Origin of the sequence: Geminocystis sp. (genome assembly GCF_041753295.1) — a bacterium.
Classification (GTDB): Bacteria; Cyanobacteriota; Cyanobacteriia; order Cyanobacteriales; family Cyanobacteriaceae; genus Geminocystis.
Window position 1 is genome coordinate 1 of the sequence record NZ_JBGSUU010000014.1, and the last position, 23799, is coordinate 23799.

At 33.7% G+C, this 23799-nt stretch carries 29 protein-coding genes and 1 pseudogene; 5 read left to right on the top strand and 25 right to left on the bottom strand.

All coding sequences use genetic code 11. The annotated features are described in order from the left end of the window. Positions 1 to 128: 128 nt before the first annotated feature. The 11 genes and pseudogenes from ACEW8E_RS00980 to ACEW8E_RS01030 all read right to left on the bottom strand — a co-directional run bounded on the left by ACEW8E_RS00980 (position 129) and on the right by ACEW8E_RS01030 (position 6446). On the bottom strand, positions 129 to 548 hold the full coding sequence (locus ACEW8E_RS00980) for a tetratricopeptide repeat protein (protein WP_373478475.1): 420 nt from the start codon (positions 546 to 548) through the stop codon (positions 129 to 131). 350 nt (positions 549 to 898) lie between these two features. Next, positions 899 to 1003, bottom strand: a pseudogene (locus ACEW8E_RS00985) (IS5/IS1182 family transposase); the annotation flags it as partial. A 102-nt stretch (positions 1004 to 1105) separates the two neighbouring features. Then, positions 1106 to 1636 (bottom strand): DUF177 domain-containing protein, encoded by a 531-nt coding sequence (locus tag ACEW8E_RS00990; protein ID WP_373478476.1) that lies wholly within the window; start codon positions 1634 to 1636, stop codon positions 1106 to 1108. A gap of 107 nt (positions 1637 to 1743) precedes the next feature. Then, positions 1744 to 2235, bottom strand: coding sequence for a protein jag (locus ACEW8E_RS00995; RefSeq protein ID WP_373478477.1), 492 nt, complete (start codon positions 2233 to 2235; stop codon positions 1744 to 1746). 23 nt (positions 2236 to 2258) lie between these two features. Further along, the gene (gene yidC / locus ACEW8E_RS01000) at positions 2259 to 3404 is read right to left on the bottom strand and encodes a membrane protein insertase YidC (RefSeq protein WP_373478478.1); all 1146 of its coding nucleotides are present in this window, start codon (positions 3402 to 3404) and stop codon (positions 2259 to 2261) included. Positions 3405 to 3516: 112 nt separating this feature from the next. Next, positions 3517 to 3909 (bottom strand): PH domain-containing protein, encoded by a 393-nt coding sequence (locus tag ACEW8E_RS01005; RefSeq protein WP_373478479.1) that lies wholly within the window; start codon positions 3907 to 3909, stop codon positions 3517 to 3519. Then, entirely contained in the window at positions 3899 to 4267 is a 369-nt protein-coding gene (rnpA, locus tag ACEW8E_RS01010; RefSeq protein ID WP_373478480.1) for a ribonuclease P protein component, read from the bottom strand. The genes ACEW8E_RS01005 and rnpA overlap by 11 nt, the downstream gene beginning before the upstream one ends. 84 nt (positions 4268 to 4351) lie before the next feature. Next, positions 4352 to 4489 carry a 50S ribosomal protein L34 gene (gene rpmH / locus ACEW8E_RS01015; protein WP_066349386.1) on the bottom strand — a complete coding sequence of 46 codons (138 nt, stop codon included), beginning with the start codon at positions 4487 to 4489 and terminating at the stop codon, positions 4352 to 4354. A gap of 196 nt (positions 4490 to 4685) precedes the next feature. Beyond that, complete coding sequence (locus ACEW8E_RS01020) at positions 4686 to 4841, bottom strand: PCP reductase family protein (protein ID WP_373478481.1); 156 nt, start codon at positions 4839 to 4841, stop codon at positions 4686 to 4688. Positions 4842 to 4921: 80 nt separating this feature from the next. Further along, the gene (locus ACEW8E_RS01025; protein ID WP_373478500.1) at positions 4922 to 6178 is read right to left on the bottom strand and encodes a dihydroorotase; all 1257 of its coding nucleotides are present in this window, start codon (positions 6176 to 6178) and stop codon (positions 4922 to 4924) included. A gap of 34 nt (positions 6179 to 6212) precedes the next feature. Continuing rightward, positions 6213 to 6446, bottom strand: a complete 234-nt coding sequence (locus tag ACEW8E_RS01030) for a hypothetical protein (RefSeq protein ID WP_373478482.1) — start codon at positions 6444 to 6446, stop codon at positions 6213 to 6215. Positions 6447 to 6782: 336 nt separating this feature from the next. Here ACEW8E_RS01030 and ACEW8E_RS01035 point away from each other — a divergent pair, with 336 nt between their 5' ends. Continuing rightward, positions 6783 to 6935: a hypothetical protein gene (locus tag ACEW8E_RS01035; protein WP_373478483.1), complete on the top strand. Its 153-nt coding sequence runs from the start codon at positions 6783 to 6785 to the stop codon at positions 6933 to 6935. Positions 6936 to 6943: 8 nt separating this feature from the next. On the opposite strand, the gene ACEW8E_RS01040 is transcribed toward ACEW8E_RS01035, so the two are convergent. From ACEW8E_RS01040 to ACEW8E_RS01100, 13 genes are all read right to left on the bottom strand, one after another. Continuing rightward, positions 6944 to 8194 carry an FAD/NAD(P)-binding oxidoreductase gene (locus tag ACEW8E_RS01040; RefSeq protein ID WP_373478484.1) on the bottom strand — a complete coding sequence of 417 codons (1251 nt, stop codon included), beginning with the start codon at positions 8192 to 8194 and terminating at the stop codon, positions 6944 to 6946. Positions 8195 to 8574: 380 nt separating this feature from the next. Continuing rightward, positions 8575 to 9465, bottom strand: coding sequence for a CoB--CoM heterodisulfide reductase iron-sulfur subunit B family protein (locus ACEW8E_RS01045; RefSeq protein ID WP_373478485.1), 891 nt, complete (start codon positions 9463 to 9465; stop codon positions 8575 to 8577). Next, on the bottom strand, positions 9446 to 10054 hold the full coding sequence (locus tag ACEW8E_RS01050) for a 4Fe-4S dicluster domain-containing protein (RefSeq protein WP_373478486.1): 609 nt from the start codon (positions 10052 to 10054) through the stop codon (positions 9446 to 9448). Before ACEW8E_RS01050 ends, ACEW8E_RS01045 begins: the two co-directional genes overlap by 20 nt. 14 nt (positions 10055 to 10068) lie before the next feature. After that, entirely contained in the window at positions 10069 to 11115 is a 1047-nt protein-coding gene (locus ACEW8E_RS01055; protein ID WP_373478487.1) for an FAD-dependent oxidoreductase, read from the bottom strand. Between the two features lie 173 nt (positions 11116 to 11288). Then, on the bottom strand, positions 11289 to 12335 hold the full coding sequence (locus tag ACEW8E_RS01060) for a heterodisulfide reductase-related iron-sulfur binding cluster (RefSeq protein WP_373478488.1): 1047 nt from the start codon (positions 12333 to 12335) through the stop codon (positions 11289 to 11291). Positions 12336 to 12350: 15 nt separating this feature from the next. Then, on the bottom strand, positions 12351 to 13052 hold the full coding sequence (locus tag ACEW8E_RS01065; RefSeq protein WP_373478489.1) for a 4Fe-4S dicluster domain-containing protein: 702 nt from the start codon (positions 13050 to 13052) through the stop codon (positions 12351 to 12353). Positions 13053 to 13785: 733 nt separating this feature from the next. After that, entirely contained in the window at positions 13786 to 14346 is a 561-nt protein-coding gene (locus tag ACEW8E_RS01070) for a DUF2202 domain-containing protein (RefSeq protein WP_373478490.1), read from the bottom strand. Between the two features lie 105 nt (positions 14347 to 14451). After that, positions 14452 to 15495, bottom strand: coding sequence for a Photosystem Q(B) protein 1 (locus ACEW8E_RS01075; protein ID WP_373478491.1), 1044 nt, complete (start codon positions 15493 to 15495; stop codon positions 14452 to 14454). A 157-nt stretch (positions 15496 to 15652) separates the two neighbouring features. After that, positions 15653 to 16189 carry a cytochrome b6-f complex iron-sulfur subunit gene (gene petC, locus ACEW8E_RS01080; protein WP_373478492.1) on the bottom strand — a complete coding sequence of 179 codons (537 nt, stop codon included), beginning with the start codon at positions 16187 to 16189 and terminating at the stop codon, positions 15653 to 15655. Positions 16190 to 16198: 9 nt separating this feature from the next. Then, positions 16199 to 16408 carry a DUF2892 domain-containing protein gene (locus ACEW8E_RS01085; protein ID WP_373478493.1) on the bottom strand — a complete coding sequence of 70 codons (210 nt, stop codon included), beginning with the start codon at positions 16406 to 16408 and terminating at the stop codon, positions 16199 to 16201. Between the two features lie 317 nt (positions 16409 to 16725). Beyond that, the gene (locus tag ACEW8E_RS01090) at positions 16726 to 17193 is read right to left on the bottom strand and encodes a nitrate reductase associated protein (RefSeq protein WP_373478494.1); all 468 of its coding nucleotides are present in this window, start codon (positions 17191 to 17193) and stop codon (positions 16726 to 16728) included. Between the two features lie 171 nt (positions 17194 to 17364). Next, positions 17365 to 17493 carry a photosystem I reaction center subunit IX gene (psaJ, locus tag ACEW8E_RS01095; RefSeq protein ID WP_017296182.1) on the bottom strand — a complete coding sequence of 43 codons (129 nt, stop codon included), beginning with the start codon at positions 17491 to 17493 and terminating at the stop codon, positions 17365 to 17367. Positions 17494 to 17535: 42 nt separating this feature from the next. After that, a complete protein-coding gene (locus ACEW8E_RS01100; protein ID WP_373478495.1) occupies positions 17536 to 18042 on the bottom strand; it encodes a Photosystem I reaction center subunit III in 507 nt (168 codons plus the stop codon). A gap of 152 nt (positions 18043 to 18194) precedes the next feature. Between ACEW8E_RS01100 and tsaD the strand changes: the two genes are divergently transcribed. After that, a complete protein-coding gene (tsaD, locus tag ACEW8E_RS01105) occupies positions 18195 to 19247 on the top strand; it encodes a tRNA (adenosine(37)-N6)-threonylcarbamoyltransferase complex transferase subunit TsaD (RefSeq protein ID WP_373478496.1) in 1053 nt (350 codons plus the stop codon). 50 nt (positions 19248 to 19297) lie between these two features. Here the strand turns inward: tsaD and ACEW8E_RS01110 are convergent, their stop codons facing one another. Further along, positions 19298 to 20149 (bottom strand): shikimate dehydrogenase, encoded by an 852-nt coding sequence (locus tag ACEW8E_RS01110; protein WP_373478497.1) that lies wholly within the window; start codon positions 20147 to 20149, stop codon positions 19298 to 19300. A 344-nt stretch (positions 20150 to 20493) separates the two neighbouring features. Here ACEW8E_RS01110 and ACEW8E_RS01115 point away from each other — a divergent pair, with 344 nt between their 5' ends. From ACEW8E_RS01115 to ACEW8E_RS01125, 3 genes are all read left to right on the top strand, one after another. Continuing rightward, positions 20494 to 21324, top strand: coding sequence for a protein phosphatase 2C domain-containing protein (locus ACEW8E_RS01115; protein ID WP_373478501.1), 831 nt, complete (start codon positions 20494 to 20496; stop codon positions 21322 to 21324). Between the two features lie 3 nt (positions 21325 to 21327). After that, positions 21328 to 23325 (top strand): hypothetical protein, encoded by a 1998-nt coding sequence (locus tag ACEW8E_RS01120; protein ID WP_373478498.1) that lies wholly within the window; start codon positions 21328 to 21330, stop codon positions 23323 to 23325. 145 nt (positions 23326 to 23470) lie between these two features. Then, positions 23471 to 23629, top strand: a complete 159-nt coding sequence (locus ACEW8E_RS01125) for a hypothetical protein (RefSeq protein ID WP_373478499.1) — start codon at positions 23471 to 23473, stop codon at positions 23627 to 23629. Positions 23630 to 23799 lie beyond the last annotated feature (170 nt).

The window sequence follows — 23799 nt, forward strand, 5'->3', positions numbered from 1 at the left end:
ACAAGTTACGAGCGATCGCTCGTCGGCTCTGGTACACAGCACGCCTCTGTGATAATTTAAGAGAGTAATAAAGATACGTGCGCGTAGCGTGCCTTCGGCATCACCTTATCTAAAAATCATACTTTAATTCAGCAACGCCGACAAATGTTTAAGATTATTTCCCATTCTTTTTTTTCTTTCGCTAAATTTACAATTGAAAATACAGCTAATTCTAATGGTAATGAATCAGGATTAAGTTTTAGCATCTCCTCAAAATTTTTAGTTGCGTCTTTTAAGTTATTTTCTTGGTTAAAAATTTTGATAATATCATAATAAATCCAAACTAACTCTCTTTGAATATAGATATTATCAGGAAATTGAGAAGATGCTTTTTTCCCCTGACTTAAACCATGTGACGGATAACCTGCTTTTCTTAAGCAGTAAATATAACGACTAGCACAATAGGCATTATTATCTATTTCCCACAGTTGACGGAATATTTTTCCTGCCTCTGGAAAGTTATTTTGTTTGAGACAACTATTAGCTTTTTCTAATAATTCTTGAGACATTAAGATTTAATAATTTATTTTTTACTACAAATATTTTAACAAAGAGTTCCCTTACTAACCGAAATAATTGCTTAAAACATAATAGTTAATTAGGAGTAAAGTTAAAGAATATTCTGATAACTACCAAGGTTGAATAATTTTTAACGCCGTAATCGGGGTTGATATTTGTCTTTCACCCCCAGATTTTTTCGGAATTGTAAAAGTTTTATAACGTGCTTGAGAATCAACAAGGTAAAGATAATAAACTAACCGCTTATTTAGGTCATACTATTAGCTTATCTTACCGTTCACAAAAATTGTAGAAAAACCAAATCAGTGTTTTGAAAGGTTTGTCCACTTTTAACAGTATAGTATAATTGATTATCTTTGAACGTGACTCCTAGAGTGCCAAATCTACCCAGAAGCATATCTTTAATTCTTTCCCATTGATCATCTTTTAAAGCATAACGAGCCATTTTCTTACTACACTATGTTTTTGTCAAAAAATTATTCAGATATATTTTATCTGGTTTTAAGTTCTAATTTATGACACGGGTTAGTATTCATATTGTTTTAGTTTATTCCTTAATTAAAGATTTTAGATCAGATAAAGCAGACCAACGACTATCTTTGATAGTAAGATGTTCCTTATTCTCTATGGCAGGAGGTTGACAATTATTACCGCAAAGATTGCGCAACGGCATTGCTAAAGATATTTGCTCATAAATCCATTCTTCTACTATTAATTCACCATCAGGAGGCAATGTTTCTGATAAATCTTCTGTCAAAATTTCCATTTCTAGTGGTAAATCTAAATCGGCTTCTTTCTCTTGGAGTAAAATAATTTCCGAAGTATCTACTTCTAAACGATGATTAAAAGTTTGTAAACAGCGATCGCAAGTTAAAGTTAAGATGGTATTTGCTTCTAACTGTAACTCTAAAAAATTTCCCCGATGGGCAACCTGAAAAATGCCTTTAACAGGAGTAAGAGTATTTAAACCCGAAATTTGATGATTTAACTTAATTTCCTCTTTTTGTTCGGGCATTTTCAACAATCGAGGGATATAAATTTTTTCCATAGACTTCTTGTGAATAATTATTTTTGCCATTAAATCCCCAATTCCGTGAATTTTTATGGTTATTTCTCAAAATTGAGGATAAAGAGGCAAAGTTTTTTTGTGGACAATGCCAACCCTACTTTCAAGGGTAAGGAGGCTTATTCTCTTAATTTGACCAGTAAACGACGATCAGGCTCATTTCCTTGACTTTCTGTCGATAAATCTTCAGATTTCTCTAAAATACTATGAATTTGACGACGCTCTACTGAAGAAAGATTGCGTATTTCTTCAGGTACACCCGTTAGGCGTACTTTTTCCGCCGCTCTTTGGGCGATCGCCATTAATTCCGCTTGACGGCGAAGACGATAGCCATTTAATTCCACAGTAAAGAAACGATGAGAATTTTCATCGACACCGATATTAAGTAAAGCATTAGCTAAATATTGAATAGCATCAATGGTTTCACCTTTTTTCCCCGTTAAGGCTTCAATTTTGCTCAAATCTAAAGTACTTTCATCAATCGTCAGCCAAGAGGAAATAATTTGATCTCCCTTTTGCTCTAGTCTATTTACATTTACATTAGCTGGAACTCCCATCAATTTTAAGAGAGTTTCCAACCATTTTTGACCTTTTTGGATTTGTTCATCCATAATTGCTATAAAATTCTAATTGATTATGACGTTTTTTCTTTCTTTTTCAGGCTTTTTTTCTCAAAAGGTATTTCTTCTCTACCCCTAGCCGCTTTTTCTTGCTCATCTAATATTTTTTGGATATTCTCAGGCAAAGGTTCACGGGTTAAAATGAGAGTCTGAATAGTTTGGAAAACATTGGCAAGAACGATATACATTAAAACTCCAGCTGGAAGAGGGAAAAATAAAAACATTCCCGAAAAGATAACAGGAGTAATTTTATTAACGCTTTGTTGTTGATCATTACCACCAGTTTTTTGCCCTGTACCTGATAATTCTTGGTTAAGATAAATACTTAAACCAAAAAAGATAATCATACCGACAATATCCCAGTTAATCGAACCATCAGCACTGGTTGCACCAACTCTACCTAGGGCTTTAATAAATAAAAATCCCTTATCAGCAGCGATACCCGGTATTGTAATCTGAATGGTAGCATCTCCCACTCCTAAAGCAGTAATTTCACCATTTTCATTGACGGTAACTCTTTCTTCACCTTTAGTTACGCTCCAACGAGGTTGTATATTAGTTTCAGGATATTGATTATTTAAGTCTTGTAATGATTTACCTTCGATAGTTTGTAACTCGACTTTTTCACTTTCGCCAACGGTTAATTTATTTCCAGTGGGTAAAATCGCTGTAATTTTACTATGCTTTCCATCGGTAATAAAAACATTTTGAGTTTTAGTACTAAAAGGTTGAGGTGCAATACGTTCAATTTGTTCTTGAGGGAAAATCTGCACATCGACAGTGTAGTTAATATCAGAAAAAGGCGAACCTCTGAGGGTTGCAAATAAAGCGAATAAAATAGGCATTTGTAATAACAAGGGAAGACATCCTGCGAGGGGATTTCCAAACTCTTGCATTATTTTTGCCATTTCTTCCTGTTGTCTTTTAGGATCATCTTTATATCTTTTTTGTACTTCTTCTTGTCTTTGTTTCATCAAAGGCTGAGTAATGCGCATTTTTCTCATGTTGCGAATTTGTCCAGCACTCAGAGGATAAACCGCAAATCTAACCACTAAAGTAAGGGCAATAATTCCAAAACCGTAGCTAGGCACAATCCCGTAAAAAAAATCGAGGATTGGCAACATTATATTAGTTGATATAAAACCTATACCAAAATCCATTGTAGTTTCTTTAATTTACTATATTTTAAATTTTAACTAGATATTAATTTATAACGGGGGCTTTTGATTAATAATTAATAATTACTCATTAATAATTACTCATTACTCATTATTACTGTGCGATCGCCTCTTTAGATTTACCAGTTTTATCAGCAGTACGTTCGATGATATAATCAGAGATCTCACGAAAACGAGGAATAGCGCGCATTTCTAAACGGCTTCTGTCTTTGAGAGTTACCACAATATCGCCCCAAAAACCTAAACCTCTGGGAACTTTGACCACTTTAACAATTTCTGAGTAAATAATATCAGTACGATCTTTACCTTGCCAACCTCCTGTAATAGAAATTCGGCGATCAGTAATACGAAATCTTAACCAAATAGCACGAACGATCGCTCCAACGGTAAGAGGGAGACAAATAACGGTAAAAGCTAATAAAATATTGAAAATTAGATCCCCAACATGAGGACCACCTTCATAAAAAACGTCTTCTCTAATGCCCATGGATTATTTCAGCTCTAATTAATAACTGTTCTAATTCTCTCAAAAAATGTTCATAATTGCATTCTTGAGCTTCTGGTTTAACAATAACAATAATAAGCCAACCAGAGGAAATTTTCGGCAATAAACACCGAAAGATTGACCTGATTTGTCTTTTAATGCGATTACGCACTACGGCTTTTTTACTAACTTTGCGACTAATAGAGATCCCTATTTTCGTATCAATAAGTTGATTAACCGAATTTTCAGCTACAGGTAAAGCTCTAATAATTAAATGACGACTAGAGCGGCGAATACCCTGTTGATATACAGATTGAAAATCCCACCGCCGTTTTAGTCTATGTCGTGATGGTAGTCCCACCTAAATTTATAGTGATTACAATAAAAAATGAGAGATTGTGATTCTAAAGAAATAAAATAAATACTTAATCGTGAGATAATTAAGTTATACTGATAATCTTTTTCTGCCTTTATTACGACGAGCCTGAATCACTTTACGACCATTTTCGGTTCTCATACGTGCACGGAAACCAGAGGTGCGTCTTTGTTTGCGTCTTGTGCCATTTAAAGTATGTTTACTCAACGGGTTTTTCCTCCTTAAATTTAGTTAATAAAAAAAACAGCAATATACATTATATGCTAGATTTACTAACCACGTCTATATCTAATTAGGAGATAGGTGATAGGAGAGAGGAGTTAGGAAACGGGGAATACTCTAGGGGTGAATGGCATTCACCCTCTCAATAGGAATCAAAAAAGAAATGAAGAATTGAGATAATTTAGTTAAATTTTGCTTTAGCTTCTAAGTAAAGTTCGACAGTAATTAAATTTTCACCTTTATCGCTGACAAATTTTTCAATTTTTTTCCTAGCAGCAGGGCGTACAAAAAAAGGGATTTCTTTTAATTTAGCTTCAGCTTCTGATGTCCATTCCATAGTTTTTTTAGTGGTATTTTATTTAGCTCAGGTTTTCCATTAAGGATAAAATATCATAGTTGATATAGGCAATAGAAAAATTAAAAATCAATAATTTTACCTTTTACCTGTTTATCTAACCAGTAAGTATTGGAAGATAAAGATTTTAATTGAGAAGATTTTACTTCCCATGATTGTTGTGGTGAAAATAAAACTAACTCCGCTGGTTGTCCGACTTGTAGCTTAATGGGTTCTTGATTTAAACATTTTAAGGAATTAACACTTAAACTACGCCATAATTCTATAGGTGATAAATGTTTTGTAATAACGAGATTTTCCCATAATAAAGGTAATGCTAACTCTAATCCTATCGCTCCTGTAGGTGCTTGAGCAAAGGCAACAGTTTTTTCTTCATAAGTATAAGGACTATGATCCACTGCAATAACATCTATAATATTATTTTTGATACCGTTTATTAAGGCTAATCGATCAATTTCTGTACCTAAAGGAGGCTCAAATCTCAAATTAGGATTATAACTAGCTACGGTTTCGCTATTTAAAAGTAAATGATGCCAATTGACACTAGCGGTAACAGGTAAATTATTTTCTTTGGCTTGTTGAATTAATTGTACTCCTCGTGCTGTTGAGATGCGCATTAAATGTACGGGAGTTTTGGTTAAGGACACTATTTCTAAAATAGAAGCAATGGCGACGGTTTCTGCAATTTCAGGATTACCTACTAAACCAAGACGAATAGAAGTAGGACTTTCTCTTAGAACTCCACTGCCTCTTAATTCTACATTAGTAGGCACTAAAGCGACGGGTAAATTAAAAGGTTGTGCATACTCTAATAATTTTCTGATCAATTGTAAATTACCATGAGGACAATTATCGGTAAAACCAATTACCCCAGCTTGTGCTAATTCCCCTAACTGTGCGATAGTAACACCTTCTAAATTTTGAGTTAACCCCCCCCAAATATAAAACTTAGTTAAACTATCGGCTGTTTTTGACTTTATCCATGACACAATACTAGAATTATCTATAACGGGATTAGTCTGGGGTAAAATTCCTACCCTCGTAAAACCTCCAGCAATGGATGCTTCACTCAAACTCTTGAGAGTTTCTCTTTCTTCGTATCCCGGCTCACCACTGCTACTGTATAAATCTACTAATCCCGTCGCTAAAATTAAACCCGTGCCATCTATAACCTTAGTTTGCTCATTATCTAATATAATGTTGTCTTCAATGTGGGTAATGATGCCTTGATCTAACAATACATCACTAATTTGATCAATACCTGATAATGGATCTAAAATTCTGATTTTTTGAAAAAACTGTCTATTATTCACCGTGATTCTTTGTTAAGATTTGATGTGGGCAATCAAAGAATTATGGTAAACTCCTCCATGCCTGAGTTACTATTTTACTCAACCATTGTCTCTGTACTTGATCTAATATCGGATCATCTTGTAAAACTTCTGCCACTAAATCATCTAAAGATTGTCCTTGATAACGTGCGGACTCTACCACATTAGCGATGGCCTTTGCTACAAATTCTTCATTAATAGGATGGGTAGTTGAGGGGGAAGTTTCAAAGTCAAAAGAGAAACAGGGAATCATCATAGTAAAAAATAAGAATAATATTAAGATTCGTAAACTTTTTTAAGTTTAATGTTCTCAAGAGCTTAACGCAAAAAGAAATCATAACCCTAAAAATTACTTTTTTTTTTAATATTTTGTCAACTTTTAGAAAGATTATATTTAGAAGTTGAGAGAAAATCGTATTAATAATCATTTCAAAATATTACTTTATTTTCCCCAATGAATAGTTTAATGTTGCTTTATGATAATTTTTCGATAAATATTAAGTTTTGCTAACAATTCTAGTTTTAGTAACAATTTATACAGAAGTTTATTTAAGATAAGGGAATATCTGAAAAGAATTTAGGAGAAAAATATATGGATACTCAAAAACAAGCTCGTACATTAATGATACGTCATCATAAAATGATTAAAAATCGTCAACAGTCAATGTTGAGTCGTCTTGCGTCTGAAATTGGGAAAGATATTGACTCTGTCGATTCATGTAATCAATCCCATAACAATTTATAAAACAAATTTTAGAGTAAACCTAATTTTTTGAAAATGGCTGTTTCAAAGGGTTTTCCTTTTAACATACGATTCCAATATAACCAAGGCAATAGATAACGTTTTACTAAAAACATACTATATCGCTCTTTAGCTAAATTAATAAAAAATGAGGAAATGGGTTTTCCTTCATAATCAAATTCCGCTAATACCACCGAGTGATAACTGGTAATAATAGGGCAACAGGTATAGCCGTCATAGTTTGCCGTTAAAGGTTGGGATTTCATTAAGGCTAGTAAATTTTCGACGACTACAGGTACTTGCCCTCTTACTGCTGCGGCAGTTTTTGAGGTAGGTAAAGAAGAAGCATCACCCAAGCCAAAGACATTAGAATAACGTTTATGTTGTAAAGTATATTTATCAACTTCAACCCATCCTCCACCATCTCCATTTTTTTCTGCAAAGGGACTTTCTTTGATAAAGTCAGGGGCACTCATAGGAGGTGCGACATGAAGAATATCATATTTAATTGTTACTTCTTCTATCCCATTCTCGGTGGTAACATCAAAAATTGCCTCTTTTTTGTCAGCTTTAATTTCCTTGAGATTATGTTGATATTTAGTCTCTATACCTTGTCTTTCTACTACTTCATCGAGTACGTCTGAATATTCTTTTACTCCAAACATTCTTGTACCTGCTGTACAAAATATTACTTTAGAGTTAACCCCGACACCGCTTTTACTTTTAAAGGTTGCATCTGCCATATACATTACTTTTTGTGCTGCTCCACCACATTTTATAGCTGTAGCAGGATATGTAAAGATAGCTGTACCGCCTTTAAAATTTTTAATTAATTCCCAACTATAAAATCCTAAACCAGCATAATTGCTAGTAACGCCATTTTTTCCGAGGGTTTCTTTCAAGCCTTTAATTAAGTGTAAGTTAAGTTGTCCTCCGGGAGATAATATTAAATATTGATATTTAACTGTTGTGCCTTGTTTAGTAGTTAAAGAATTCTCATTAGGGTTAAATGTAGTTACATAGTCTTTAATCCAATGTACTCCTTTGGGCATGACATCTTTTTTATCTCGAACAATTTTTTCAGGTTCGATTAAGCCACCACTAGCTAATGTCCATCCAGGTTGATAATAGTGCTTTTGAGAAGGTTCGATAATAGCTATATCAAGGGTTTTGTCTTTGAGCAAGAATTGTGCTGCTGTCGTAATGCCTCCACTACCTCCGCCCACAATCACAATTTGATGGGAATAACTTTTATTGTCCATTAATAGGTATTTCTGTATGAATAATGACTAATTATATTTATCAATTATATAACTATATGGTCGAAATAAGTAGTTAAAGAAAGTGCTATGTAACCTGAGTTCGACATAAAATTTTCGGTGGTGTAAAGGTATCTGGTATCAGATGTTAGGTATTGGGTTAAAGAATTGATAAAAAATATATCTTAATTGATTTTTTTGTTTTCAATTTTTGGATTAATAATATAATCTTCTGAAAATCAAACCTGTTACCTGCTACCTGATACCTGCCTCAGTCGGATATTCTTGCATCGAACTGAGGTTATGTAATAACAACTTCATTATCGATAAAAGTATTAATCTTCTCTTTATTAGAGGTAAAAAACCAATGAGTAAAACTTAACCTATTTGATTTTTTCTAATAAGGGTTTTAGAGATACGATGTGTTTGTTTATGCCTAGTTTGTTGGGCTTAATACCCATAGCTAAACCAATTAATTCAGTGATGTAAATAATGGGCAGGTTATAAGAAACTCCGTATTTTTTCTCAATATCAGATTGACGTAATTCTAAGTTAGTATCACATAAAGGACACGCTAAGACGATACAATCAGCACCTAATGACTGGGCTTCATCTAATATTTTTTTAGTTAAATCAAAGGCTACGTCTTGTTTTGAAACTAAAATCGGGCCTCCGCAACAACTGGTTTTTGATTTGAAATCTACAACTTGAGCACCACAAATTTCTGATAATCTATCCATTGAAGTGGGAAATCTGGGAGAATCCCAACCTGTAATATCTGCTGGGCGAGTTAATAAACAACCGTAATAACAAGCTACTTTTAATCCTGTTAAAGGTTTTTTGATACGGGAAGTAAAATCCACATCATTGATTAATACATCGACGACGTTTCTGACTTTAATATTGTAATCATCCACGTCAATGCCCATTTCTGACATTATCGCCATGATTTTGTCTTTTTCAGAGGGATTTTTTAATGCTTTCATGGCGCGAGCAGATTTATTGTAACATCCTGAACAAGAAGCTAAGAGATCTAAATTTTGTTTTTGTGCTAGGGCAACATTTCTTCCTGCCATTGCCATACCCACATCATGGGAAACACTAGCGGCAATAGAGCCACCACAACAGGACCAGTCTTGTAACTCTTCCAATTCAATACCTAATTCCTTCATGACTATTCTTGTGGAAATGTCAAACTCTTTGGCAGTAGTGTGTAAACTACATCCAGGGTAGTAAGAATATTTAGTGGTAGGTTTAATCATTGTTTCCGTCATTTTTTTTCGCCTTTTGTAATGCTTGATTAAATTGTTGGGGATTTTTGATTGTTTCTGGGAAGGGGGACATTTTACCTCGTAAGACTAATTGAATGCCTAGGGGTGCTTGTTCGATCATGGCTTGTAAGCCACCGTATCTCTGCATTAATTCTGGTTCAAATAAAATGCCTCGTTTCTGGACTAAATCTACAAATATTTGATTAAATTTAGTAGAATCGTTCTCAATGCCTTGGGCTATGGCTATGGCTTTAACTGCTTCAATGACATCAGAGGGGCGTACTCCACGGGGACATCTGGTGGTACAAATATAACAAGAACTACACATCCATAAAGTATTACTTTGGAGGACTTTTTCCCACTCTCCTCGTTGAATCATCAGGATTAAGGTACGGGGTGACATATCCATTACGTCAATATTAGTACAACCACCACTACAAGTTCCACACTGCATACAAGCTGCGATAGAAGCCCCTTTTCCTCCTTCGGCAATAACTTTTTGCATAAAATCGGAGTTCATTTTATCTCCATCTAGTTGTCTATCTTGCTTCAAACCAAAAACAAATTTTTTTTTCTTATTTTTTGTGACCATTATCTTAACCTCATTTAGACTAGACTGGGAACTTGACCGTTATTGATTATTCTTTGATTTTTAGCCACGAAACTAGCAATTTCTGCGGCCGCTGATCTACCGTCTGTGATAGACTCCATAATGGCTTTAGGCCCTGTCGCAGCCCCTCCTAGAAAAATTCCTTCTCGATGAGAATGATTATTAGAATATTGTTGATGGGCTGTAGCATAAAAGCGATCGCAACCTAATTTTAAGTCAGCGACGGAGGCTAATTCTGAATTCCCTTCCATGCCCACCATTAATACCATTAAGTCCACCGATAAACGCATGGGTTTAGCTGTCAAAGTATCTTCTAACCGTAATAAAAGGCTACTATCTGTCTTTTCACTAGCTTCTGAGAGTCGCCCTCGTAAAAATTGAATCCCATGAGCTTCTTGGGAAGTGCGATATAATTCCTCGTAACCTCGGCCAAATACCCGAATATCCATATAGAGACAGAAAATCTGACAATCTGGATTTTGTTCTTTAATCTCGATGGCTACTTTGATAGCATTGGTACAACAAACCCTTGAACAATAGTTATTATTAACCTTTTCGTCACGAGAACCAACACAATGAATCATGGCGACTTTTTTGGGTATTTTACCGTCTCTAGTTTTGACATTTTTTTCTTTCAGCATCATGTCTAATTCAACAGAAGTAATGCAGTTATCATAAATACCATAACCATATTCTTCTTTTAAAGTTGCATCAAAATGCTTATAACCAGTGGAAACGAGAATAGCTGAAGCGTTAATTTTTTCCCCTGTGGAAGTCGTTACAAGGAAGTTGGGTGCAGAACCTTCAATAGAAGTTACATTAGTATTAGTTAAGATTCTTGTTTTACCTAAACCTGCTGTGAGATTAGCGGTAATTTCTGAAGCATCTGTAAAATCAGGAAATACTTTATACCATTTGTTTAAATGTCCTCCTATGCGTGGTTGTTTTTCGACTAAAACCACATCTAAACCGAAATCTTGTAATTTACCTGCGGCGGCTAAACCAGCAGGACCACCACCAATTATAATAACATTATTGTTCATTTTGATTACTTTTGAATTTTATCTATGAGGAAAAAGAAAAATGTAAGTTAAATCATAAAATCCAAATCACTATGGAATATTTGAAAGTTTTGGGATAATATTTGATTGGAACTCACTGACGCGAAAATAATTTATTACTTTTTATTCAAAGAGTCAGAAAATATCTTCCTTCATTAAAATGGTCTTCTGCGTTGTTCAGCAGTTTTAGATTTATCATAGGGAATACCAATTTTATCGAGTAAAGGCTCGACTTCAACGGCTTTAGCATTCAATCCACAATCTTTAAAAGGATCATAACCTAGCATTAATCCTGTTAATTGAGCGTAATCGAGAACACTAACGTTAAATTCTTCTTCTAAAACTTCTTTGATTGTGCCTTGTTCAGCATCTAAAAATACAGTGCAACCAGGGCAATTAGTAAGAATCAAATTACAGTCAGGATGGGCTTGTTTAAGACTAGCTAATTTTTTATAAGTACTACTGGCAGTATAATCTCGATTTTCAGGAAAGGCACATTGACGAAAACCCATCCCACAACAATGACGACGTTCTGGATAATCCACAATTTCTGCACCAAAAGCCTCTAATAAACCCACTAATACTTGGGGAAATTCTACCCACCCCATGGCTTCTCCCGGAAAAATTTTACCGTAATGACAGCCAATATGATCAACTGCTTTGATACCTTTAAGGCTATATTTTGCTTTTTGGGCTAGTTTATGACGATTAGCGTAAAAAACATCAGAAGCATGAACAACAGAAGGTCTGTTACCAGATACACGGGGAATCCAAAACTCTCTGCCTGTAGTTTCTTTTAATATTTTTGCTGTGTATTCTCGTAATTCTGGTTCTTCTTCCCATAGATGAATCATTTCAGTGTAGTTAGCAAAAGAAGTTACACAAAAAGAGAATAAGTTATCAACGCCTAATTCTTCGTGAGCTACGGCGAAATTACGAGCGGCTACTACCATTTGGGTTTCAATGGTGGTAACATCTCCGTGATAACCGATAGCTCCACAGGAAGTGTGTCCTGCAGCTTCTCGTAAATCAATACCTAAGTCATTTTTAAGAATTTTGTAAGCGACACCTTCAGTATAAGGAGCGGCACTTTGTAAAAAACAACTGCGGAAACATCCCCATAACTTACCACCTTCGTCATCAATGGTAGGAACGTGTTTTTGGTGGCTTTCCCAAATAATATTTTCTCTGGTGACTTTCATGTTATTTTCTCCTAATTAATGTTTCATTTCGTAGTTTCTACTATCGGCGGTTTCTACCCAGTTATCCCAAAATTTTTCTACTTCTTTTTTACTACCGAGTTTCTTTTCCATGCCTTTTTCCACCGCTTCCATAAGCTCCATTGCACCTGTTGCTTTATAAATTTTTCGTAATTCATCCATGTCTTTTTCAGGAATTATACGATGTGAACCAGCACTATTTTCCTTATCCATCGGCACATCCCACCATTCCCGCATTTCTTTCATGTGTTCAAAATAGTATTCCCAATTTTCCCCTAATTCTGGAAAATGTTCAGGAGTAATATTTTCGGCAGTGAGAGTATAACCTCGTTTAAGCATATTTTCTCCGAAGACTCTTTTAGCGAATAACTGTTGTCGCCCTTTTTCAGACTCGGCAAAATAACCATGACGTACAGACAAACGTCGTAAAGCAAGAATCACATCAGCAGTACTGTTACCTCGTGGACATCTAGGCTTACAAGAATAGCATTGTCCGCAAAACCAGATTTTATCGGATTTGAGTAAGTCTATTAACCACTCTTCATCTTCTGTTTGACAGATGTTCATAACTTCTCTGGGAGAATAATCATAAACTTCGGCTGCAGGACAAACTGCCGTACATATTCCACAGTTTAAACAAGCATTCATGCCATGTTGGTATTGAATATCTTGTTTTAATTCATCAACTAATTTGCTCATATATATAAAAATGATTGCAGTATTGAAAATCGAAAAATAATTGTCACTATCACCCAAGACAGTTTCAAATAAAGTCATGAGAATTTTATGGTTTAACAAAATTTGTAATTCATTCTTTCTTACTTTTAGGTTTGTTTTTGATGGAGAAGTTTGAAGAATAATATGAATTTTTATAATAATTTTCTCAGTCAAAATTAAAAACTTTAAAAGAAATATGAATTAATTGTTATCTTTCTATATAACTATATAACTATGATTAATGTCAATGGTTATTTATACTTACTCACAAAGACAAAAAGAATAAAATCTATATTTTGCAATACTTTAAGCTAGAGTTCAGAAAAAAAAATCTTAGATTTCCTTGAAAAAAAATTTGCTAACAGGGAAAAACCACTTTAGGATAGGATATTTTGTTGAATACATATTTCTGAGAAAGTTTAATGTCTCAGATTTAGCTCTTGCACCTTATTAAAAATTAACTGGTGAAGGTTGGACAAAAGACAAAAGGATTAAAATTGACTCAAACTATACTAAAATTAATTTTTGACTTTTACTTATTAAGTATTTTTGATCTAGTATAAGATCGCAGTCAGATAGATTTCACTAAAAAAAGGGCTTTGATAGTACAAAACCCCTAAAATTTGGAATATGTTTATTCAGTTTTTATCAATTTATGGATAATTCACTTTTTGGGTCAGAAATTTTAGTATTATTTTTGATTTAGTCTAAAATACTAATTAACTTGATTGTAATAGTTTTCTAAAATAGATTTTTGTCTATATTGCGAAACATCACGACATTTAGTAAAAGCGGCTATTAAATCCTTTTCTGTGACAAATTCAAGGAATTGATCATACATTACTTGTTTTTCCGTTTGTTTTTCTATTGCCATATCAACTGCTAATTTTAGATTTTCGGGAGCTTTTTCTTTTCCTAGAAAGTGATCTTCAGGAGTTATTAAATCGTAAAGTACGAATAATGTTTTCCACATTTCAATATGCTTATTTTGCAAACGATAAATATTCGTCAGGGGAAATATTAACCCAAATTTTTGGATAACAGCATCATAAAAACCTCGAAGTTGATATTCAAAATTAATTGCTTTAACCATTGCGGATATTGTCATTGAATCAGGTGTTATTCTTTCCATGGGTAAAGTTAAAAGTGTGCCGATACAGGTCATTTCTGACCGTGATCCACCTATACCTCGTTGTCCTAGTTTTTTACCCATACCGTTTCTATGTTGCCCTGAATGATCTCCTTTTTTGAGACAAGTTGATTTATGTTGTGTCATTATTGATTCTCCTTTTATTTACAAAAAAACAGGAGTCAGAAAAGCGATCGCCAAAGCAAATACTAATTTCTTTCTCCTGTAAAACATGAAATCTTAGAAAAAATACTATAGTAGATGAGGGAAGTTATGAGTATTTGGTGCATTCATCGTTTCGATACCGATATTGGCACGATTGACTAAATCTGCGTCAGTAGGTATGACATGATTGTTGCTATCTAAAATGGAATTATTGAAGTTAAATCCATTGAGGTTAAAAGCGACACTGCTAATACCCAAAGTTGCAAACCAAATACCGATGGTAGGAAAAACAGCTAAGAGGAAATGAACAGAACGGCTATTACGAAACGATAAAGAAGGAATTAATAAACGTCCTAAATAACCCACATGACTGGCAACTAAGTTATAGGTGGTTTCTTTTTGACCAAATTGATAACCTTTATTCGCTGATTCTTTTTCCGTGGTCTCTCTTACTAGACTTGAAGTAACGAGAGAGCCGTGCATAACGCTCAATAAAGCACCTCCAAAAATGCCTACTACTCCTAACATATGGAATGGGTGCATTAAAATATTATGCTCTGCTTGAACTACGAACATAAAATTAAATGTGCCAACGATTCCTAAAGGCATTCCTTGAGCAAAACTTCCTTGACCAATGGGATAAACTAATAAAATGGAAGTAATCGCACCAGCAGGAGCAGAAAAAGCAATGGCAGTCCAAGGACGCATTCCGAGGCGATCGCTCAATTCCCAAAGTCTTCCTAGATAAGCCCACACAGCGATGAGAAAATGGAAGATGATTAACTGATAAGGACCTCCATTGTAAAGCCATTCATCCACAGAACTAGCTTCCCAAAGAGGATAAAAATGTAAGCCAATGGCAGCAGAGGTTGGCACAATGGTAGCAGTGGTAATATTGTTCCCCCCTAATAAAGAACCGATGACAGGTTCACGAATACCGTCAAGATCGACTGCGGGGGCGGCGATAAAGGCAATGATAAAGACTATAGTTGCTACCAACATGGTGGGAATCATTAACACTCCAAACCAACCGATATAGATGCGATTATTGGTGCTAGTAATCCACCGAGAAAATCTTTCCCATAGTGAAGAGGGATCGACTTGTAAACGTTGTTCAATGATACTAACCATAATTTAAACTCCTACAACTTTTAACGTGTATTATGTGTATGTATAAATTATTAATTGCTAATAAATGGTAGGAATGCTGGGGACAGATAAAATATAATGACTAGAAATATTTTGTTTAATTAGGATAAAGCCATTATTATAAGGTAGTTCCTATCACCTAAACCCACCAAGGTTTTTCTCCCGTACGAGGATCATTCTCTAGCCATGGAGAAAGGCGAATATAATCTCCTTCTATATTAACATGAGCTAGTTTTAATGGTAAGGGTGCTGGCCCTCGTAATACTCGACCTTCCGCATCATAGCGTGAACCATGACAAGGACATTGAAATTGAGCTTCGTTACTATTCCAAGGAAAGGTACAACCCAAATGGGTGCAATTATCAAGAATTCCCCAAGAGTGTAAAGTACCATCTTCAGTAACGGTTAAATAAGTAGGCTCTCCGCCTAATCCTGCCACTAAGGCTCTTGTTCCTGCTGGTTCGGCTAAAATTTGAGCTATGGGAATTAAATTACCATGAACATCTTTTGCTAAAATTGAGCCGTCTTCTCCTACATCGGAAGGAGGAATAAAAAATTTGACGGCAGGGTATAATGCACCAGTAGCGGTTACGGCAATAACTGAACCCGTTAAAAAGTTGAGCAATTGTCGCCGTGACATGGAGGGACTATTTTCTATGGGTAAATTATTTTCCACTGTTATCTCCTAATTTTTTTGAGGATTACGAGTGTTAATACCAAATAAACTGTACATTAAACAAGTACCTGATAAAGCACTAAAAGTTAATAATCCAGCGGCAATAGCTAAACCAAGTCCTAAAGATGAACCGCTATAGGTAAATAAGCCGAAATAAGCTGATATTGAAGCCATAATAAGGCGAATGATGCGATCAATTGTTCCTACATTATTGAACATAATTTTCTTTTTAACCTTTGAGAAGACAATATTTGATATAACATGACGCTTTTGATTTATTAACTCTTATAGCAATAGAGTTGATAACTTTTTTTTATTTGTTATCGGTTATTGCAGAATCAACTTATTATCATTATATAACTAATTAGTGATTTTTGGTGTACTCAAATTTTTCCCTATTGAATAAGATAGTTTAACTATAGCAATCCTAAATCAGTTGTGAAATATTTAAACATAGGAAATAATTTTTTACCTATCATTTAACAAAATGCTTAAGTCTCTTGCCTTTGAATTTGTAATGCTTATTTTGCTACGAATCATTTAGAATTGCTATATTCGATATTAAATTCTTTTAAAGCTGGTAAAAAATTTTTATTCTCATGACTAGGATGACTTAATTTTATCAGTACAAATCTTTGTAAATTGGTTAATTTTTGCCATTGAGATATATTAATTGTTAAATTAAATTCTTGAGCTTTTTTCTGTACTTCTATAGGTATTTCTTCTAAGATTAACCATTCAGCATTAGGATTAATATCTAATTTTTTGGGATATTCTCCTATTTTTAAATAAACTAAATTATGAATAGATTGTTTATATTCTTCGATTTCTTGAGGAGTTGAACAAGGTTTATTAACTAATAATTCTTTTTCAATTTGATTAAAATTATGCCAATGATGAAGTTTTAATTTTACGCCGCAGGTATCTAGTTTAAACCTAACAATCATAGGAATACAACGTAAAGAATCAACAAAATCTGTTTCAAATTTAAAGAAATTAGCCATTATTAAGAATTAGAAATTAGGAATTTAAGAATGGAAAAGGTAATAAATATTAAAGTATAAAGGCTGAAGATTTACCGCTAAATATCCATTAGCTATTACTTAAAAAGGTATGATCGCTTAAAATTTAAAAGCAAATCATACCTAAATATTAATATATTTTTATCTGAAAAATTAGCCCATAGGATGGAATAAAAGATCAGGATAAAAACGATTAAATTCGATTAATAAACCAGCAGTAAAAACTAATAAAGCAGTTATTAAAACAGGGGCAGTAGATAAAAAGGTTGTTAAATCTTTCATCAAAATTTCTCCTAATAATTAGTTAAAAATGAACAACAAAAATTAACGAGGAGAAACGGTAATTTCCGAATCTTTGACTGTTAATTGACCAGAAGTAAACTCTTGTAATGCTTGTAAAGGCCACAAGAATCCAAACAACATTTTATTGAAAGCTAGAGGTACATCAATGATAATTTCACGCATTTCGGTGTCTTTTTCTGCACGGATAGCGATTAAATAAGCACGGCCTACCCAACCAATCCAACCTGCGATATAAAGAAATAATACACCCGGGATAATAAAATCTCCAGCATGACTTAATCTGCCGTCAACCACTAAATGAGGGTATCCTTCAGGACCGCAAAGTGCTTTAGCATAACTTGCCGCACGTTTTTGACCAGAAGTAGGATCATCGGTGGTGTTACGGAAATTTTTGGCTTTAGCTTGAAATGCAGCAGATTCGCTACAAGGTGTTAAGTGAGATAAATCTGCACTAGCGGTAGGTGCAAAATTTGCCCATAAAGTTAATGAAAGGGCGAATGCTAATACTAAACTGAATATTTTTCCCATAGAAATTGTTTCCTTATTTCTGTTGAAACAATAAGTTTTTGTTACAAAAAATGAAGCTAAAAAATGGCTTCAAATGCGATCTTACTGTGATTAGTAAATGGAGTAAAGTAATAAGAAGAAAATTAATTATTCTTAACAAATTACTTAAATTAATGAGTGTAATTTTAGCAGTAGAAAGCAGTTGTGATGAAACTAGCGTCGCAATTGTAAAAAATCGTAATATTTTATCTAATATCATAGCGTCACAAATTGATCTACACAAACAATATGGTGGTGTTGTACCTGAATTGGCTTCTCGTCAACATTTAGAAATGGTGAATCCTTGTATTGATAAGGCTTTAACTGATTCTCAATTATCATGGAACGATATTGATGCGATCGCAGGAACAGTAACACCCGGATTAGTTGGGTCATTAATTGTGGGAGTGACAGCAGCAAAAACCCTTGCTATGGTGCATAATAAGCCATTTTTAGGGATTCATCACCTTGAAGGACATATTTATGCTAGTTATCTTAATGATCCTGATTTAGAACCTCCTTTTCTCTGTTTATTAGTATCGGGAGGACATACTAGCTTAATTCATGTCAAAGCCAGTGGTGTTTATGAAAATATCGGCTCAACCCGTGATGATGCGGCGGGAGAGGCTTTTGATAAGGTAGCGAGATTATTAGGTTTACCTTATCCGGGAGGGCCAATTATTGATAAACTGGCAAAAGAGGGAAATCGAGAGGCTTTTAAACTCCCTGAAGGTAGGGTATCTTTACCTAATAATCAAGGTTTTCATCCCTATGATTCTAGTTTTAGCGGTTTAAAAACAGCAATGTTAAGGTTAATTACGAAATTGAAAGAGGAAAATGGGGATAATTTACCTATTGCCGATTTGTGTGCTAGTTTTCAATTTACTGTAGCAAAAGCCTTGACAAAAAGAGCGATTCGTGCTTGTTTAGACTTAAATTTGACTAAAATTGCCGTTGGTGGTGGAGTGGCGGCTAATAGTGGTTTAAGGCAACATTTATCCCAGGAAGCGGATAAACATAATTTACAGGTATTTTTTCCGCCTCTGACACTTTGTACTGATAATGCAGCTATGATTGCTTGTGCCGCTTGTGACCATTTTAATCATCATTGGCGATCGCCTTTATCTGTCGGGGTAGTCTCAAGAATGAATATTGAGGAAATTCACAAACTTTATGATATTACATAAAAGGGATTTGATTCATAATTAAAAGAAAACTTTGGCTAAAATTATAATTGTCAACCTAGTAAGGCTTGACGCATCACATCAACGGGGGGCTTTTTTCCTGTCCAAATTTCAAAAGCCATCGCACCCTGTTGTATTAACATTTCACTACCATCAATAATAATAGCTTCCCGTTTCAAGGCTTGTTGTAAAAATAGAGTAGGGCGTGGAGTGTAAATTAAATCATATGCGATGGTGTCTTTTTTTATTAAATCATTTTGCTCTTTTGTCAAGGGTGAATTGTCAATATTTGGATACATTCCTAGGGGGGTAGTATTGACGATTAATTTACTATCAGGAATCAAGTTTGTTAATTTATCCCATGAATAAATCGATATTTGACAATTAAGATTACTTTTAGCAAAACTATTCTTAAATACTTCTAATTTCTCTAAATTTCGTCCGATAACTCGAATTTCTTTACATCTCAACTGCTCACATCCGACAATCACTGCTCGACTTGCACCACCAGCACCCATAATTAGGGGTACAATTTTTCTCCAATCTCTATTTAACTTTTTTAGAGGAGCGATAAAACCATCAATATCGGTGTTTGTGCCGTGCCAACCTTTATCGGTTAACCACACAGTATTGACAGCACCAATTTTTACGGCACATTCCGTTATATTTCTCAAGAGTGGAATAACATTTTCTTTATGGGGAATAGTAACGTTAAAACCCCTTAAATTTATTGCCTGAAAACCTTTTAAAACCGTTTGTAAATTTTCTTTTTTCACTTCAAAGGGTACATAGACATAATCTAAATTTAACGCTACGATGGCCGCATTTTGCATTAATGGTGACTTAGAATGTTCAATGGGATCACCGATAATACCTAATAATTTTGTTGTACCTTTGATATTCATAGTTTTGTGAAACTGTCTCATATGCCTAAATCCTATCATAGGAAAGTTGATTCCTATTAGAAAATTCACCGAAATAATATATATATAAGAAATTTACTATAATTTTATTGATTAATTTGCATAAATTAGCAAAGTGAAACTGATAAGTAAATAGTAGATTGTGTAAAAGAAATTTGCCCCAACATTTTCTATGCACTTTACAGATAAAGGAAAGGCTTAATGGTTTTAACATTATTAAATGTAAAGTAAAATAATCATTTATAATTATCTCAAAATTTTAACTAAAAATTATGGCTGTAGGATGACCAGAATTTGCCGATAACCCCGAAAATCGTTGTCCCGTTATTCTATTATTAGATACTTCAGGATCAATGTATGGTGAGCCCATTAACGCATTAAATAGGGGTATTAGTACGTTTAAAGAAGATGTCATCAAAGACACTCAGGCAAGTTTAAGCGTAGAATTAGCAATCATTACTTTTGGTGATACCGTTAAATTAGCTCAAGATTTTATTACCGTTGATGAATTTAATCCGCCAAAATTAGAAGCTAGTGGGGTAACTCCTATGGGAGAAGCCATGGAAAAAGCTCTAATATTATTAGAAACCAGAAAAAGAGTTTACAAAGAGAATGGTATTGGTTACTATCGCCCTTGGATATTCTTAATTACCGATGGTGCGCCTACAGATAACTGGCAAATTCCTGCGGAAATGGTAAGAGAAGCCGAAGCCCAAAAACGTTGTCTTTTCTTTACTGTTGCGGTGGAAGGTGCAGACATGGATAAACTTAAACAAATTGGTGATGGTTTTCTTACTGTACGTCCTGTAGATGGAGATTTACAACTGTTATTCACCCCCGATAAAGGAGAATATATTAACGAAACAACTTTCATAACTTCTAGTAATGCTTTTGAAGAAATGCAGGTAAAAGTGTTAGAAAAGCCGTGCAGTTTTATTTGTGCTTCCACCGATGGTTTAGAAAAAGTGGCGATTAATTTTAAGGATTGGCAACCCTTCCCTCCTTTCTTTAATCCCTTAGAGGAGTATATGAAGGAAACTGTCGAAACCCATGAGGATGATCAATATATCATTGATTTTCTCAACTCGGAAAGATTAAATGCGCGTACTAATGACGATAAAACCTTACTTTTAGCCCTACTCACCGAATCAAATTAATCTATGAATACCGTAGTTTGTGCCAAAACGAATCAAGATATTATCTTAATTGATCAAATTGCTGATAGTGGTGAGGGGGAAGTTTGGACAACTAATTGGAGTAGGATGTTGGCAAAAATTTATCATCATCCTACGCCCGATCGATTCGCTAAACTAGAAATAATGATAACCCATCAGCCTGATGATCCCAATAAACACTTAAATCATTATTCTTTTGCTTTTCCTCAATCTTTAATTAAAGATAATCAAGGTAATTTAATCGGTTTTTTGATGCCTCAAATAACGGGAGGTATCGAATTAATTAATATTTATAACCCTAAAATTAGAAAATCAAAAAAGTTAGAAGTTGACTGGCATTTTTTGCATTATGTGGCGTTAAATATTGCTTCCATTATGGCGGCAATTCATCGAGAAGGTTATATAATTGGGGATATTAAACCACAAAATATTTTAGTAAATAGTAAGGCTTTACCCTCTTTTATTGATACGGATTCTTTTCAAGTTAAACATCCTTATCGAGATCAAATATATCCTTGTTTAGTAGGTACTGATGGTTACACTCCTCCAGAGTTAATTGGTAAAGATTTTCATAATATTGAACAATATAATTATCATGATAATTTCCGTTTAGCCGTCTTAATTTATCAATTATTATTTAGTTATCATCCTTTTGCTTTAGGTAGTTGGGAAGGTGCTGGAGAAAAACCCGAACAAAATGAGTTAATTAAACAAGGTATTTGGATAGAAAGTGATCATCATCTTTTAACCCATAACAAAAATACTATTCCCTTAAATATTCTTCATCCTGCCCTACAAAAATTATTTAAAAAATGTTTTAATGAAGGACATAATAAACCTCATTTACGCCCTTCTGCGGAAGATTGGTTTTATGGTTTAAGTCAAGGGGTAAATCATTTAAAAGTTTGTGATCAAATTGATAGTCATGTTTACTATAGTTTAGAAAATAATTGTTATTGGTGTACGAGAAAAAGTAAACTAGGTGCTGATATATTTGCATTGCCAACGGGCATTAAATCAACATCTAAAATCAGAATAAAATCTTCATCCTCTACAAATTCTAATAATTATCAAACTAATTTATTTCCTAAAAACAAAAATAAATCTACTCAAATATTTGATGCGACTAAAACTGAAGAAATATTAAAACAAAATGGAAAAGAAATAACTATTATTGGTCAAGTGATTAATATAACAAATGGAGTTTTACCAGAAACACAAAGAATAGAGTTTCTGGACAACCCATTTACATTTAATATTCAAAAACCATTTAATATTATAGTAAATTATAGAAATTTTCCTTTATTAATAAATACTATTAATAATATATCTATTGGGGCTTATATTCAAGTTTATGGAAAAATACAAGTTAATCAAGGAATTAATAAACCACAAATTTTTTTAGAGAATTCTAATCAAATAATCGTTATTAGTGACTCTGAAGCTAAATCTTTATTATCCTTTTCAGATGAAAATAATAACGCTAATATAAATTCTCAATCACAACAAAAATCATCAAATCCGCCTGTTACTCCCGTTAAAGTATCTACTTCTCCACAACAATCATCTTCATCACAAAATACTTATAGTTATACTTACGTTAAGCCAAATGCACCCTCATTTCAAGCTCAACCTGCACCAAAAGTAACTCCTATAATTACGACAAAACAATCATCTCCAACGCAAAGTACTTATAGTTCTGCTAATGTCAAACAAAGTTCGCCTTCATTTCAAGCTCAACCTGCATCGAAAACCACTCCTATAACTACGACAAAACAATCATCTCTAACTAAAAATCAAAACTCTCAAAATACTCGATCGAATCAATCTAATTCTACATCAAATAGTAATGGTTTATTCGGATGTTTAGGTTTTTTAATAGTTATAATTTTGACATTATTTATGGTAATTAAATTAGGTATAGGTTGGGGAATTTTAGGATTAATTATTTCTTTTATTCTGTCTGCTATTATTTTCTCATAATTTTTATAAGAGAAATCGTTGAATCTTCTTTAATTGATTACTAATTTATCAGGTTCGCTCGCGCAGCGAGGCTTTTAGCGATCAAACTATGGAAAAGATTATTATTGTTATAATACTATTAACATTATTTACACTTTAAAACATTATGGATGGTATTCAATATCTTATCAATGAAAATGGGGAAAAAAAAGCCGTTGTTATTGACTTGGAAAAATGGGGAGATTTATGGCTAAAAATTTATTCTCAAATTATAAATAAAAACTTTTGTTATGTTTTTTTGTGTTGGGTTACAGAAACCGTCTAATCTTCTTTAATTGATTACTAACTTATCACATTCGATTACTTCTTTATCTTTGTTAATTCTATCGATTTAAGAGTTAAATTCATCTAAAATAGCATTAATTTGATTAATAGTAATATCCTCTTGTTGAGATTTACTGTAAATTGTTAATAACAAAATACTTGTTTCTGATT

What these genes read in the sequence shown, in the direction of transcription:
- ACEW8E_RS00980 (WP_373478475.1), bottom strand. Translation starts at nt 548, where the DNA reads ATGTCTCAAGAATTATTAGAAAAAGCTAATAGTTGTCTCAAACAAAAT.
- ACEW8E_RS00990 (WP_373478476.1), bottom strand. Translation starts at nt 1,636, where the DNA reads ATGGCAAAAATAATTATTCACAAGAAGTCTATGGAAAAAATTTATATC.
- ACEW8E_RS00995 (WP_373478477.1), bottom strand. Translation starts at nt 2,235, where the DNA reads ATGGATGAACAAATCCAAAAAGGTCAAAAATGGTTGGAAACTCTCTTA.
- yidC (WP_373478478.1), bottom strand. Translation starts at nt 3,404, where the DNA reads ATGGATTTTGGTATAGGTTTTATATCAACTAATATAATGTTGCCAATC.
- ACEW8E_RS01005 (WP_373478479.1), bottom strand. Translation starts at nt 3,909, where the DNA reads ATGGGCATTAGAGAAGACGTTTTTTATGAAGGTGGTCCTCATGTTGGG.
- ACEW8E_RS01020 (WP_373478481.1), bottom strand. Translation starts at nt 4,841, where the DNA reads ATGGAATGGACATCAGAAGCTGAAGCTAAATTAAAAGAAATCCCTTTT.
- ACEW8E_RS01030 (WP_373478482.1), bottom strand. Translation starts at nt 6,446, where the DNA reads ATGATGATTCCCTGTTTCTCTTTTGACTTTGAAACTTCCCCCTCAACT.
- ACEW8E_RS01035 (WP_373478483.1), top strand. Translation starts at nt 6,783, where the DNA reads ATGGATACTCAAAAACAAGCTCGTACATTAATGATACGTCATCATAAA.
- ACEW8E_RS01040 (WP_373478484.1), bottom strand. Translation starts at nt 8,194, where the DNA reads ATGGACAATAAAAGTTATTCCCATCAAATTGTGATTGTGGGCGGAGGT.
- ACEW8E_RS01045 (WP_373478485.1), bottom strand. Translation starts at nt 9,465, where the DNA reads ATGACGGAAACAATGATTAAACCTACCACTAAATATTCTTACTACCCT.
- ACEW8E_RS01050 (WP_373478486.1), bottom strand. Translation starts at nt 10,054, where the DNA reads ATGGTCACAAAAAATAAGAAAAAAAAATTTGTTTTTGGTTTGAAGCAA.
- ACEW8E_RS01055 (WP_373478487.1), bottom strand. Translation starts at nt 11,115, where the DNA reads ATGAACAATAATGTTATTATAATTGGTGGTGGTCCTGCTGGTTTAGCC.
- ACEW8E_RS01060 (WP_373478488.1), bottom strand. Translation starts at nt 12,335, where the DNA reads ATGAAAGTCACCAGAGAAAATATTATTTGGGAAAGCCACCAAAAACAC.
- ACEW8E_RS01065 (WP_373478489.1), bottom strand. Translation starts at nt 13,052, where the DNA reads ATGAGCAAATTAGTTGATGAATTAAAACAAGATATTCAATACCAACAT.
- ACEW8E_RS01070 (WP_373478490.1), bottom strand. Translation starts at nt 14,346, where the DNA reads ATGACACAACATAAATCAACTTGTCTCAAAAAAGGAGATCATTCAGGG.
- ACEW8E_RS01075 (WP_373478491.1), bottom strand. Translation starts at nt 15,495, where the DNA reads ATGGTTAGTATCATTGAACAACGTTTACAAGTCGATCCCTCTTCACTA.
- ACEW8E_RS01085 (WP_373478493.1), bottom strand. Translation starts at nt 16,408, where the DNA reads ATGTTCAATAATGTAGGAACAATTGATCGCATCATTCGCCTTATTATG.
- ACEW8E_RS01090 (WP_373478494.1), bottom strand. Translation starts at nt 17,193, where the DNA reads ATGGCTAATTTCTTTAAATTTGAAACAGATTTTGTTGATTCTTTACGT.
- psaJ (WP_017296182.1), bottom strand. Translation starts at nt 17,493, where the DNA reads ATGAAAGATTTAACAACCTTTTTATCTACTGCCCCTGTTTTAATAACT.
- ACEW8E_RS01100 (WP_373478495.1), bottom strand. Translation starts at nt 18,042, where the DNA reads ATGGGAAAAATATTCAGTTTAGTATTAGCATTCGCCCTTTCATTAACT.
- tsaD (WP_373478496.1), top strand. Translation starts at nt 18,195, where the DNA reads ATGAGTGTAATTTTAGCAGTAGAAAGCAGTTGTGATGAAACTAGCGTC.
- ACEW8E_RS01110 (WP_373478497.1), bottom strand. Translation starts at nt 20,149, where the DNA reads ATGAATATCAAAGGTACAACAAAATTATTAGGTATTATCGGTGATCCC.
- ACEW8E_RS01120 (WP_373478498.1), top strand. Translation starts at nt 21,328, where the DNA reads ATGAATACCGTAGTTTGTGCCAAAACGAATCAAGATATTATCTTAATT.
- ACEW8E_RS01125 (WP_373478499.1), top strand. Translation starts at nt 23,471, where the DNA reads ATGGATGGTATTCAATATCTTATCAATGAAAATGGGGAAAAAAAAGCC.